The organism is Bacillus sp. PK3_68 (assembly GCF_003600835.1).
Taxonomy (GTDB): domain Bacteria; phylum Bacillota; class Bacilli; order Bacillales; family Domibacillaceae; genus Pseudobacillus.
Window position 1 is genome coordinate 2,416,093 of the sequence record NZ_NQYC01000001.1, and the last position, 12,731, is coordinate 2,428,823.

Sequence of the window (12,731 nt, forward strand, 5' to 3'; positions counted from 1 at the left end):
GATTACTCAGTTAAATCTTTTACAAATTTCGGTAGAACGAACGACGCCTTGTGCAGTTCCTTCGTATAATATTTCGTCTCAATTTCGTGGAAATGCTCATCGCTCACTTCCAACGGATCATATTTTTTTGAGCCGATGGTGAATGTCCACATGCCACTCGGATAAGTAGGGATATTCGCTGTATACAAGCGTGTAATTGGGAAAATTTCTTTTACATCACGCTGTACTTCACGAATTAGATCTGCTTTGAACCAAGGATTATCTGTTTGTGCAACAAAAATACCATCCTCTTTTAGTGCTTTGGCAATGCCGGCATAAAAGCCCTTAGTAAACAAGCTTGCTGCCGGGCCAACTGGTTCTGTTGAATCAACCATGATTACATCATATTCATTTTCACTCTTAGCAATATGCATAAACCCATCATCTACACGTACATCCACACGCGCATTGTCCAGTTCCCCTGCAATTTCAGGCAGGAACTTCTTTGAATATTCGATTACTTTACCGTCAATATCAACAAGTGTTGCTTTTTTCACTTCCGGATGCTTTAACACCTCGCGGATGACACCGCCGTCCCCACCACCGACAACTAAAACATTTTCCGGGTTTGGGTGAGTAAACAATGGTACGTGTGCCACCATTTCATGGTAAACAAATTCATCTTTTTGAGATGTCATAACCATGCCGTCTAAAAACAGCATGTTGCCCCATTCCTCTGTCTCCATCATTTCTAAATATTGAAAATCGGTTTGCTCTGTATGAAGCGTACGCTTAACCTTCATTGTAATCCCAAAGTTTTCCGTCTGTTTTTCTGTATACCAAAGTTCGCTCATGTCATCTCTTCCTTTCTGCAAATGAATGTTTTCCAATTGCACTGAAAAAAGTATAGTGGAATCCCGCAAAAATTCAAGTTATTTTTTCCGCCGGTTCCATCTGTATGAAAATATCCCTCTACTACGTTTAAAAATTAGGAATTTTTTTCATACTATGTGTAATTATTCTTTTTAAGGCAGGTAACCTTATATGACAGTCATTACCCTGTCAGGCTATCACAAAACAGTTAAATGGATACGCGCAGGATTGTTTCTCGGTCTTTTTGCTGCGGCTGGCCTGTTGCTGCTTATTGGAGCCGGTTTTTTATACGTAAAGATGCTGGGCGAACCGGAAGTGGCCGTCCCGCAGTCTACAATTTATTATGCCGCTGACGGACAGGTGATCGGTGAAAGCTATACCGGGGAAAAAAGGTATTGGGTCAGTCTTGATAAAGTATCCCCCTACCTTGTTCAAGCTACTCTTGCTGTAGAAGATAAGAAGTTCTTCGAGCATAATGGCTTTGATTTTAAACGAATGGCAGGAGCGGCCGTCGCTGATGTGAAAGCCATGGCTAAAGTTCAAGGAGCCAGCACGATTACCCAGCAATACGCCCGAAACCTGTATCTTTCCCATGATAAAACATGGAAGCGTAAATTGTCTGAAGCGCTCTATACCGTTCGGATTGAAATGAACTATACGAAGGAACAAATTTTAGAAGGTTATTTAAATACAATTTATTATGGACACGGGGCCTATGGCATTGAAGCTGCCAGCCAATTCTATTTCGGCAAGAGTGCAAAAAACCTGTCATTAGCAGAAGCCAGCATGCTCGCCGGCGTACCAAAGGGCCCCTCTATTTATTCGCCCCTTTCGTCACTAGCAAAGGCTAAAGAACGACAAAAGGTAATTTTAAATGAAATGGAAGAGAGTGGTGTGATTACACCTGAGCAACACCAGAGAGCAGTTGCAGATAAAGTGCACATCATTGGTGAGCATTTGCATACCGATTCGGAAGCAGCTCCCTACTTTCGGCAAGCTGTCCAGCAAGTACTCGCTAATAAGCTAGGCGTGGATGAACAGACCATTGCACTTGGCGGACTGCGTGTTTACACTACGTTAAACAGGGAGCATCAATACATTGCCGAGAAAACCATTAAAAAAGTGATTCCTGACGATTCCGACATTCAGCCCGCATTCGTTTCCATTGAACCGAAAACACACTTTGTCACTGCTCTTGCTGGAGGAAAAGACTTTAACGAGAGCTCTTATAACCGGGCAATCCAGGCTATTCGCCAGCCAGGATCGACATTTAAGCCATTTTTATATTATGCGGCACTTGAAAACGGCTATACTCCCGCCACCCGGCTAACAAGCGAAAAAACAGCCTTCCAGTACGATAATGGCCAAAAGGTATATAAGCCAAGCAATTTTAACCAACGCTATGCTGACGGAGAGGTAACCATGGAACAGGCGCTTGCTGTTTCAGATAATATTTATGCCGTTAAAACACACTTGTTTTTAAAGCCGGAAACCCTTGTTAAAACAGCGGAGCGTTTTGGAATATCCACCCAGCTAAAACCACTGCCGTCACTGGCACTGGGTACATCCGGGGTCCGTGCGCTCGAAATGGTGAATGCTTACGCCACCATAGCAAACGGCGGAAAATACGAAGAGCCTATTTTTATTCAGCGGGTAGAGAATGCGAACGGAGAGGTTCTTTACGAACATAAACCGGACAAAGAGCAGCGATTTGATAAAAAACAAACAGCCGTACTCACTCATATGATGACCGGGATGTTCGACAAAAATCTAAGTAGCTATGCTAGTGTGACCGGCGCTTCGCTCGTGCCGAAAATGACACGTCCCTACGCCGGCAAGTCAGGGTCAACTACTTATGATTACTGGATGATCGGATTCACTCCCCAGCTGGCTGCCGGCATATGGACAGGATATGACGATGGCAGGGAAATAAGGAAAGTTGAGGACAAGCATTATGCCAAAGACATGTGGCTCAGTTTTATGGAGAATGCTCACCGAGGCAAAGCGGTGAAGAAATTTCCAAAGCCTAAAGGCGTCATCGCCGTAGATATCAACCCGGAGAATGGAAAGATCGCGAGCAGCCACTGTCCAGTAACGAGAAAAATGTATTTTATAGAAGGGACCGAGCCAGAAGAATACTGCACGGATCATTTACCGAAAAAAGAGAAAACCAAAGAAAAGAAAAACGAGGAAAGCTGGATGAAGCGTCTATTTCCTCTTTTCTAGACAAAAACTCTACTATTTTTACCCTTTTTGTCTTTGTCAAATGATGCGCTCACCTAACTAAAATAGGACAAGAAAAAACCCCGGATGTGCGGTCCGGGGCTTTTTCTTGTCCTAGCTTATGCAATTTATGCATTACCTTAAGTGTACTTTCTTTCTAGTTATTGGGCAAGATGTGAACATCATTTTCAAAAAACGTTCAAATATTGTTCACTAAAAAGGGAATAAAAGGATAATCAATCTGTTAAGTCTTCCTTTAACTTTGCAGAAGAGTTTTCCCACATTTCAGCATTATGATTTTGTAAAAAAGCTTTCAGCACCTCTTTCGAAGGAGCATCCATATGTTCGACAATCACATGGCTTTTCAACGATTTATCCATGCGATTCACATGTTCGGGAAGCGACTTGTAGCCGCGACGTTTTTCACGATTGACCGTTAACTCGCACGCTGTGACACCTGCATAGAAGGGGCCCTTCTCTCCCTGGTCTACCGTTACCCAGACGAGCCAGTATGGCTTGGCGCCTTCCGGAACCTCTTCTTTGTTTGAGAGGAACTTAATTCCTTTTTCTACAGCACTGCGGGCGTGCATAGCACCTACATCAATGAAGGCTTCTCTCTCCTCCACGTCGATAAAGACTGGAGAAACATTCTCCAGGGAAAGAGCTCCTTTTCCAAAGCCTTTGTGACCATCTGTTGGATCATTTTTAATAATATTAAAGCCAACCTTTTTCTTTTTTTCCATAAGACATTCTCCTTTCTTACAGTCGCATTAACCAAACAGTATCATAAAAATCGTGTTAAAGCCTTGAATGATGGAAGGCAACACAAAACTAAAAATTGGCTGGATTGTGTATTGATAAAGCGGTGTAATGACAAGAATCAAAAAGATTAGCGTGCCATACTGCTCGTACTGCGTTAACTTAACCCGGACAGATGGCGGGACGATATCCTCGATAATCCGGTAACCGTCAAGCGGCGGCAGCGGCAACAGGTTAAACACGAATAAAACAACATTGAGCCAAACCATCATATTAAGCAGATCAATAAAAAATGGCGGCAGCCCTGCACCAACAGAAAAAAATAAAATTCCGTAAGCAATGGCGGCAATTAAAAAATTGCTCAGAGGGCCGGCAAGTGATACTAGTATTCCTGCAAGGCGGGGATTTTGAAAATTTCGGCGGTCAACCGGTACTGGCCTTGCCCATCCGAATCCAGCAATTAAAAGTAAAATTGTCCCGATAGGATCGAGATGATGAACAGGATTGAGCGTTAGCCGGCCTTGGTTCTTTGCCGTATCATCCCCGAATTTATGAGCAACATACGCATGGGCAAATTCATGGAAGGTGAAGGCCACAATGAGCGTAATCACGACAAACGGCAGTTCCTGCAATGAAAAAGCTAAAAATCGGTCCAAATGTTAAACCCCTTTATTTTATTTTAGTAGAGATTTTCATCTTGATATATTGCTTGTCCCCTTTGAAAAGCATACAATTTGGTTGTATTGTTATTGAACCATATGGAAGGGAGCCAAGAAATATGCCTTACGTAACTGTAAAAATGCTAGAGGGCCGTACAGAAGAGCAGAAAAAGGCGCTTGTCGAAAAAGTGACAGCCGCTGTGACGGAAACAACTGGCGCTTCTGTGGACAAAGTAGTGGTTTTCATTGAAGAAATGTCTAAAAACCATTATGCTGTTGCCGGTAAAAGACTCAGTGACGAAGATTAATGGCTTAATCGGTAAAAGAGTCCGTTTGAAAGCGGGCTCTTTTATTGCCCCATTCCGTGCTCCTTGAAGACTTGAGGCTATCAGCCACTCTCGTTACATGGCTGCAAATCATCATTTCATCAACTCAGCCTAGGCTTCTCATTCCTTAGCATCGGGTTTTGCTTTCCTTATTGCAGTTGGGCTTTTAACTGCTCAATATAAGTATAAGCTTCTTCAATCTCTTCCTCGGTGTAGCGCTGTTTTCTTTTTAATGTAAAAATCTTTTCTGCTACTTCCTCTCTCGTCAGTGCATCGAAGTAAAGAACGGTAGACACAAGCTCAAGGAATCGGGCGCTTTGGTTATTCATTTCTGTGACCGCTTCCTGTAAATGCGGTATGTCTACTTCAGCATGCTGAAGAAAAGCTTTGCCTTCTTCTGTTAACGTATAACGGTATTGATAATAACCGCCTTTTTTCTCTCTAACTTCATCAATAAATTCCATGTTGCATAATTCTTCCACTCGAAGCGTTAGCTCTTCTGAATAAGGGCCATAAAAATGAAACTCAAATTTCTCCTGAAAAGGAAATGAAATTTTCTTCGCAATGTAGATCATCTTTTGCAGTTTTTTCCGCCCAATGACTTCTCCGCAGGCCGCAAAGACCCCCATCAATTTTGCATGCTCTTTTAACAACTTTTCTCAACTCCCACTGTATCATTCCCGGCGTCAGATTTCTAAAATGGATCGTATTTGCCGTTTAATATTGCGTTTTGACGAATCGTCATTTAATAAATCGGCAGGAAAATATAACTTATGGTCTGTTCGTCTCTTACCTGAAATGGCATCAACAATATCCGACTCACGTGATAGTTCGCGCAGCTCCCCTGTATTCATCAACAAGTAAATCGGCAGCCGCTCCTCTTCTTCTCCCGGCCGATAGAAATCGTAAGGAAGGTCCGACGAAGAATCAAACACAAGATAGTATTCCGGGTCAATGCCGGCTTTTCTAAACAATGCTTCCAGCTCGCTATGCTTGCGGTACTCTTTAGCAGGGTCAAATTCGACGTACTTAAATAAATCTCGATTGACAAATCGGCGGCACAAGTCACTTAGAATCGGATCTTTTTCTTCCTGCCAAACTTGAAAGTAATACAGCATGACCGCTTCATCGAGTTTCAAGTAGTCTGCAAGACTATATTGTTCTTGAAAGATGGAGTAAAAATGCAAAGGTGCATATGTAAAAGCGTAGCCTTGGCGGTCCAGCTCTTTCGCCCGATGGAGAATTTTTGTCAGCAGAACTTCTGCACTTCGGGTTACCGGATGGAAATATACTTGCCAATACATTTGATAGCGGCTCATAATATAGTCTTCTACCGCATGCATCCCGCTTTGCTTGAAGACAACTTGATCCTCACGCGGCCGCATCACACGCAGCAGGCGCTCCATATCAAAATGTCCGTAGCTGACCCCAGTGAAATATGCATCACGCTGGAGATAATCCATTCGGTCTGCATCAATCTGGCTCGAGATTAAACTGACAACAAGCTTGTTTTCATGAGTTTTGCCAATGACCTCTGCCACTTGTTTAGGAAAGTCTTTACTCACTCTTGATAACACAGCATTCACTTCAGTTTCTCCAAGAATAATCTGCTTCGTAAACTCTTCATGATCGAGCTGAAACACTTTTTCGAATGAATGTGAAAACGGTCCATGTCCGACATCATGCAAAAGAGCGGCACACAACGAAAGCAGGCGGTCCTCCCTGTTCCATTCTGGACGCTCTGCAAATACATCGTCGACAATGCGTCTAACAATCTCATAAACGCCTAGTGAATGATTAAAACGGCTATGTTCCGCTCCATGGAACGTCAAATATGTCGTTCCAAGCTGACGAATCCGACGCAGCCGCTGGAACTCTTTTGTACCGATCAAATCCCAAATAACTAAATCGCGAACGTGGATATAACGGTGAACAGGGTCCTTAAACACTTTTTCTTCTTTCAGCTTGCTCTTTGCGTACTCCATTTTGTCCCCCCTATTCATACTTATTCATTATTTTAATTATAGCGAAGAAATTATGAAGATAGGAGGAAGAAACCTTCTTTCTCCTGCATATAGTGAAATAAAGGGGGCGTTCTATGTGCTCTTTGTCGAAGAAATACCGGTAGGAAACGAAGTTCATAGAATCATTCACCGATTCTGGAGCCGGTGCTTCTTAAACAAAAAATCACCTTATCCAACATCCGACAGGTGATTCATCTTTATCTCTTTAGCTTCTTCTTTACTTTTTCCATAAGTTCTTCTTCAGTTAAAGCAGCAACCGGTCGGTTATTGACAAAAGTAAATGTTTTTTACGGCCAGGGCCGCAGTAAGACTGACAGGCTACGTCGATTTTTGCTTCTGGATCGATGCCCTTCAGCTTTGGCACAAGAGTTTTCAAGTTAACTGCCTGGCAATCATCGCAAACTCGAAATTCGTTTGCCATCTATATACAATCCTTTCTTAAATAAGGTTAAGCTAAACGGTATTTTACATCGAAAAAAAACGGTTGGCAAGCACTCGAATCGTCCTTGAAGCTTTCGTGTGCCGGCTAAACAGGGAAACTAGCAGAAAAAAATTATTTTTTAATATTGGTATAAATCTAACGTATTTGGATCATCCTGTCAGTAATTAAACTTTTACTAAAACAAGGAGTTGAATGTAATGAAAAACAGACAAGATGCATGGTCAGAGGAAAATGATCTATTGCTCGCTGAAACAGTATTGCGCCACGTGCGTGAAGGAAGTACACAATTAAATGCGTTCGAGGAAGTGGGAGATCAGCTAAACCGGACTTCTGCTGCCTGCGGCTTTCGCTGGAACGCAGTTGTTCGCCATCAATATGAAAAAGCACTCGCTCTCGCTAAAAAACAACGCAAACAACGCAACCGACTGCTTGGAAAAGAACAAGGCGGCAAGAAAAAATTGTTGTATCAGCCTCCTGTTCCTTCTATTGAAGAAGTCGAGGCTATGTCTTTGCCGCTTCCTAATGATATAGAGATAGAAACTGAACAGCTGCCGTATGTGTCACCGGTGAACAATGAAGAACTGTCTATGGAAAAAGTGATTGCCTTTTTACAAACTCTGTCTAGCACTACTTACCAGTCAGACCGTCTAAAACAAGAGAATGCAAGATTAAAGCATGAAGTAGAGCAGCTGACAAAAGAGAAAGCCGCATTGGAAGAAACTGTACGCGAGCTAGAGCAAAACACTGTCACTATGCAAGAAGACTATGAAACACTAATAAAGATAATGAACCGTGCCAGAAAGCTCGTTCTCTTTGATGAAGAAGAGCCTAGTCCTACAGCCTTTAAAATGGACCGCAACGGTAACCTGGAAAAGCTAGCTGAATAAATAAAGGTGTCCCGAGAGCTTCGTCTTTCGGACACCTTTCTTTTTTGACAGCCTGCTGCTGATTGAATACATGAATATGAGAAAAGAATATAGAAACCTTTTAGAGATGCCGCTTATCTGTTTTTCTTCAGCTTTCTGCGGTCAAGGCTTTTTCATTGCGTTCGGTTACGCGCTGTAAATACCCTTGGTAAAGATCCACTTCTTCTCCATGCAGTGAACTCGCATAGAGACGGCCGGCATGTTGATGAAGAGTATTTAAAAACCGCAGCATCACATCTTGGACAGTAAGTTTGCGGCCCAGCAGTTCAGACAATGAAGCCATCACCTCGGGCTGGATATCAGGGTAATCCCACTTGGTTATTTCTGTTTTTTTGGCTGTCTCGTAGAAGCGGCGGATAAGTGATGCTCTTTCTGAGCCGCTGCCGCTTACACATAAATAAATCTGAACAGCCACTCCACGGCGAATGCGCCGTTGGGAAATGCCGGCAAACTTTTTTCCACCGATGCTTAAATCATAACTTCCCGGACAATAAGAGCCTACAATTTCATAGGCGTCAATCCTTGCAGAAAAGCCGGAAAACATTTGTTTAATCAACAGATACATCGCTTCATAGCCACGATCAATATCAATCCCTTTTTCTGTATCAGGAAAAATAAGCGATAAATTAAGCACACCCTCATCAAGTGCTACAGCAAGCCCCCCGAGTTACGAACGATAACTTGTAAACCAGCTTCTTGTAAAAGCTTGATTCCCTCCTGCAGGAAAGGAAGTTTTGTGTCCTGGATACCGAGCACTACGGTGTTATGGTGAACCCATGCTCTCGCAGTCGGTGGGCTGGAGCCAGCACCGACTGATGTACATAATGTATCATCGGCGGCAAACGACTGAAGTGCGCTGAACATCGGCCCTAAGCTTGACTGATCAATCAGGCGCCACTCCGGCTGCTTAAGTAATTGTAGCGATTCATTCATAATGTGTTCTCCTTCTCGATAGTCACATCAAAAAAACCGGCAGACGCCGGTCTGACCTTACTTTATCGGGAACAGTCATTCAATGCAACTGTTATTTTAGTGACTGGGCAGCAGTAATCAGCGCCAGTTTGTACACATCTTCTTCACTGCAGCCGCGGGACAGGTCATTCACCGGCGCATTCAATCCTTGCAAGATCGGTCCAACCGCTTCAAAGTTACCAAGACGCTGGGCAATCTTATAACCGATATTCCCTGCTTCTAAGCTTGGAAAAATAAAGACATTGGCATCTCCTTGAATGACCGAATCCGGCGCCTTCTTCCTAGCAACAGACGGAACAAATGCTGCATCAAATTGAAATTCTCCGTCAATGACCAATTCTGGTTCTCTCTCTTTCGCTAATTGGAGGGCTTCTTCCACTTTTTCCGTTTCCGGGGACTTCGCCGATCCTTTTGTCGAGAAGCTCAGCATAGCAATCCGCGGCGAAAGGTCAAACATTTCTGCCGTTTTGGCACTCTCAATGGCAATTTCCGCTAAATCATTGCTATCTGGAGCAATATTGATCGCACAATCAGCAAAAACATATTTCTCTTCTCCACGTACCATAATAAACACACCAGATGTTTTTTTGACTCCTTGCTTTGTTTTGATAATTTGTAAGGCCGGGCGAACCGTATCAGCTGTAGAATGGGCAGCCCCGCTTACAAGCCCTTCGGCATAGCCTTTGTAAACAAGCATTGTACCAAAATAATTTTCATCCATTAAGATATTCTGTGCTTCCTCTTCTGTTGCTTTGCCTTTCCGGCGTTCAACGAATGATTGAACAAGTTCATTAAGACGACTGTCGCTTGCAGGATCAACAATTTCGATTCCTTCCAGTCCTGCTTGCAGCTGGGAAGCCTTCTGCTTAATTTCCTGCTCATCGCCGATGAGGATCGGTGTTAACAGATTTTCTTTCGCCAGCCGGCTCGCAGCAGCTACTATGCGTTCATCATGTCCTTCCGGGAAAACAATTCTTACGTTCTGTCCGGAAAGCTTGTTTTCTAAAGCCGTAAATAAATCACTCATTCCAATTCCCTCCTTATCCCTTCCTATACTCAGGATACCTTCTACAGTTATGATTTTACATAATAAAATGTCTCTTCTCCATCATTCCCTCTCCTTTTTATGTTCACACACCCGTCAAAGCACTTTTATGGATTGCCTCCAGATGTATGTTATATTAATAACTGAAAACATTTACATAAGGAGTGAATAAGATGAGTGAAGCTGCAAAAACAATTGACGGCTGGTATTGTCTGCATGATTTTCGTCTGATTGATTGGACGACTTGGAAGTTGCTTTCAAGTGATGAACGTCAAACAGCTATTTATGAGTTCCAGCAATTTCTCAATAAGTTAAATGCCGTTCACGAGGCAAAAGAGGGAAGCCATGCGTTTTACAGCATCGTTGGCCAAAAAGCTGATTTTATGCTGATGATTCTTCGCCCGACAATGGAAGAGTTAAATGCTATTGAAACGGAATTCAACAAGTTAAAAATTGCCGAATGCACAATCCCAGGCTATTCTTACGTATCTGTTGTCGAATTGAGCAATTACTTATCCAGTGATGAAGATCCATATCAAAACCCGCAGATTCGTTCCCGCTTATATCCTGAGCTGCCAAGAGCAAAGCATGTTTGCTTCTATCCAATGGATAAGCGCCGCCAAGGAGAAGATAACTGGTACATGCTCCCAATGGAAGAGCGCGGGAAACTTATGCGCAGCCATGGCATGATCGGCCGCCAATATGCTGGCAAAGTGAAACAAATTATTACTGGGTCTGTCGGTTTCGATGATTATGAATGGGGCGTTACACTATTCGCTGACGATGTGCTTCAATTTAAAAAACTTGTATATGAAATGCGGTTTGATGAAGTCAGCGCCCGTTACGGCGAATTCGGAGCGTTCTTTGTCGGCAATCTGCTCGATGATTCTAAGTTGGAGCAAATGCTGCAAATTAATTAAAAAACTGCCTAAAGCCTTTTCTACATTTTAGAAAAGGCTTTTTATTTTGTCATGAAACTCAAATTTCCACATACACATTAATTGACAACCGATTTGAAAAATCTATTCGTTCAAGGAGGGTTCCTGTGAGTCCATCAACTGCTAGTCCATATAGGCAAAGTGGTATGCCATCTTATTATTATCAGCCCTATCCAATGTATACAGCCCCTACTACTCCAAGCGTACCTCCCGGGGGCATATCATCTTCACCAGGAGGCGGAATAAATGTCCCTGGCATGCTGCCTTCAGAACAGTCATACATCGAGAATATTTTTCGTCTGAACCGCGGAAAACCAGTAACAGTCTACACAACGTTTGAAAACAACCGTGAATGGAATGCGAAAATCTTTAAAGGAATTATTGAAGCTGCCGGACGTGACCACTTAATCTTGAGTGATCCGCAAACAGGAATGCGCTATTTAATCCTGATGGTCTCTTTAGATTATGCTACCTTTGATGAGCCGATAGAATACAATTATCCGGTCCCTGGTGGAGCGGGGGCAGGAACAGGTGGCGGACTTGCTTCCTATCCGCCACGTTAATTAATAAAAGCTGCTCTCTTTTTTCAGAGAGCAGCTTTTATATTAGAATTTTATAGCCGCTAAAACGAGCAGCACCCAGCCCACTAGAAAAGCAACACCGCCAATTGGCGTGATAGCTCCTAGCACTTTGATCCCCGACAGCGTGAGAGCATACAAGCTGCCTGAAAAAATAACCGTTCCGATAAGCATCATCCAGCCAGACCAGTTCAACATAGAGCTAAACTGGACTTGCCCTATAAGGATACCAACTAGAACCATTCCTAAAGCGTGAAACATTTGGTATTGAACACCGGTTTTCCAAATTTCCAAGTACTTCGGCTCTACTTTCCCTTCCAAGCCGTGGGCGCCAAACGCGCCAAGCGCTACAGATAAAAAGGCATTGATTGCCCCAATGATAATAAATAGTTTCATTTTCTTCTCCTTAAAAATCAAATATAGAATCGCCATTTGCCCCATCGTCCGTTTGAAGCTTTTCAGCCTGGCTTAATGCTGGTTGCGCCGGCTGAGAGGCTACCTGCCGAATCGGCAGTGACTCAGGGAGGACAGCCGCTGCTCCTGTCTTGTCTGACTCATCAAGCAGCACTTCACATAACGTCCGGACGGTGTAAATATGCTGCTTCATCATGCCACTTTTTTCAGCAAGTCGTGCCTGCCGGATCTCTTCTTCTATTTTATTTAAGACGGATAAATGAGAAATGTTTATTTTCATGCACCTCCTACTACTTTTTAACGAGCTTAGGCGTGAATTGGCGGCATGGATGACCAGAAGCCTGCAGAACGAATGCTGACGGCAGCTGCCTCGTCTTAAAACCGTATGCCCGACAGCCGCGCGGGCTTTTGTGGTCCCACGTAACAAAAAAGTATTTGCACTGAAAACAATTCACCTTTTCCATTTATCCGCTCACGCCCCTTCTGCTTTTCATTCTAACAAATTTTATCCAATCGGAATAAGAATTCTTTTTGACAAAGGCGAATGCTGTCATTTATTAGCTTTGTTTCACG

Annotated in this window: 13 protein-coding genes and 2 pseudogenes; 5 read left to right on the forward strand and 10 right to left on the reverse strand. The window is 43.2% G+C overall.

Annotated elements, in window-relative coordinates; all coding sequences use genetic code 11:
- Positions 1 to 2: 2 nt before the first annotated feature.
- Entirely contained in the window at positions 3 to 833 is an 831-nt protein-coding gene (gene speE, locus CJ483_RS12325) for a spermidine synthase (RefSeq protein WP_120035364.1), read from the reverse strand.
- A 190-nt stretch (positions 834 to 1,023) separates the two neighbouring features.
- On the opposite strand from speE, the gene CJ483_RS12330 reads away from it, so the two are divergent.
- On the forward strand, positions 1,024 to 3,078 hold the full coding sequence (locus CJ483_RS12330; protein ID WP_120035366.1) for a transglycosylase domain-containing protein: 2,055 nt from the start codon (positions 1,024 to 1,026) through the stop codon (positions 3,076 to 3,078).
- A 233-nt stretch (positions 3,079 to 3,311) separates the two neighbouring features.
- Here CJ483_RS12330 and CJ483_RS12335 read toward each other — a convergent pair whose 3' ends face one another.
- Together CJ483_RS12335 and CJ483_RS12340 are read right to left on the reverse strand one after the other, a co-directional pair.
- Entirely contained in the window at positions 3,312 to 3,818 is a 507-nt protein-coding gene (locus tag CJ483_RS12335; RefSeq protein ID WP_120035368.1) for a YwhD family protein, read from the reverse strand.
- A 27-nt stretch (positions 3,819 to 3,845) separates the two neighbouring features.
- Positions 3,846 to 4,490, reverse strand: coding sequence for a site-2 protease family protein (locus CJ483_RS12340; protein ID WP_120035370.1), 645 nt, complete (start codon positions 4,488 to 4,490; stop codon positions 3,846 to 3,848).
- On the opposite strand from CJ483_RS12340, the gene CJ483_RS25775 reads away from it, so the two are divergent.
- The gene (locus CJ483_RS25775; RefSeq protein ID WP_259455636.1) at positions 4,466 to 4,801 is read left to right on the forward strand and encodes a 2-hydroxymuconate tautomerase; all 336 of its coding nucleotides are present in this window, start codon (positions 4,466 to 4,468) and stop codon (positions 4,799 to 4,801) included. The two genes, CJ483_RS12340 and CJ483_RS25775, sit on opposite strands and share 25 nt — an antisense overlap.
- A gap of 167 nt (positions 4,802 to 4,968) precedes the next feature.
- Here the strand turns inward: CJ483_RS25775 and CJ483_RS12350 are convergent, their stop codons facing one another.
- From CJ483_RS12350 to CJ483_RS12360, 3 genes and pseudogenes are all read right to left on the reverse strand, one after another.
- Positions 4,969 to 5,472 (reverse strand): YwgA family protein, encoded by a 504-nt coding sequence (locus CJ483_RS12350; RefSeq protein ID WP_120035372.1) that lies wholly within the window; start codon positions 5,470 to 5,472, stop codon positions 4,969 to 4,971.
- A 33-nt stretch (positions 5,473 to 5,505) separates the two neighbouring features.
- Entirely contained in the window at positions 5,506 to 6,804 is a 1,299-nt protein-coding gene (locus CJ483_RS12355; RefSeq protein ID WP_120035374.1) for an HD domain-containing protein, read from the reverse strand.
- 239 nt (positions 6,805 to 7,043) lie between these two features.
- Positions 7,044 to 7,264, reverse strand: a pseudogene (locus CJ483_RS12360) (YuzB family protein); the annotation flags it as partial.
- Positions 7,265 to 7,482: 218 nt separating this feature from the next.
- Between CJ483_RS12360 and CJ483_RS12365 the strand changes: the two are divergent.
- A complete protein-coding gene (locus CJ483_RS12365; RefSeq protein ID WP_120035376.1) occupies positions 7,483 to 8,172 on the forward strand; it encodes an RsfA family transcriptional regulator in 690 nt (229 codons plus the stop codon).
- Positions 8,173 to 8,299: 127 nt separating this feature from the next.
- Here the strand turns inward: CJ483_RS12365 and lipL are convergent.
- Positions 8,300 to 9,144, reverse strand: a pseudogene (lipL, locus tag CJ483_RS12370) (octanoyl-[GcvH]:protein N-octanoyltransferase).
- Between the two features lie 91 nt (positions 9,145 to 9,235).
- A complete protein-coding gene (gene pta / locus CJ483_RS12375) occupies positions 9,236 to 10,210 on the reverse strand; it encodes a phosphate acetyltransferase (protein WP_120035379.1) in 975 nt (324 codons plus the stop codon).
- Positions 10,211 to 10,401: 191 nt separating this feature from the next.
- Here pta and hemQ point away from each other — a divergent pair, with 191 nt between their 5' ends.
- Both hemQ and gerQ read left to right on the forward strand, forming a co-directional pair.
- Entirely contained in the window at positions 10,402 to 11,148 is a 747-nt protein-coding gene (gene hemQ / locus CJ483_RS12380; RefSeq protein ID WP_120035381.1) for a hydrogen peroxide-dependent heme synthase, read from the forward strand.
- 164 nt (positions 11,149 to 11,312) lie between these two features.
- On the forward strand, positions 11,313 to 11,729 hold the full coding sequence (gene gerQ, locus CJ483_RS12385; RefSeq protein ID WP_120037997.1) for a spore coat protein GerQ: 417 nt from the start codon (positions 11,313 to 11,315) through the stop codon (positions 11,727 to 11,729).
- A gap of 42 nt (positions 11,730 to 11,771) precedes the next feature.
- On the opposite strand, the gene CJ483_RS12390 is transcribed toward gerQ, so the two are convergent.
- Positions 11,772 to 12,140: a DUF423 domain-containing protein gene (locus CJ483_RS12390; RefSeq protein ID WP_120035383.1), complete on the reverse strand. Its 369-nt coding sequence runs from the start codon at positions 12,138 to 12,140 to the stop codon at positions 11,772 to 11,774.
- Between the two features lie 10 nt (positions 12,141 to 12,150).
- Entirely contained in the window at positions 12,151 to 12,438 is a 288-nt protein-coding gene (locus tag CJ483_RS12395; RefSeq protein WP_120035385.1) for a YwdI family protein, read from the reverse strand.
- Between the last annotated feature and the right edge of the window lie 293 nt (positions 12,439 to 12,731).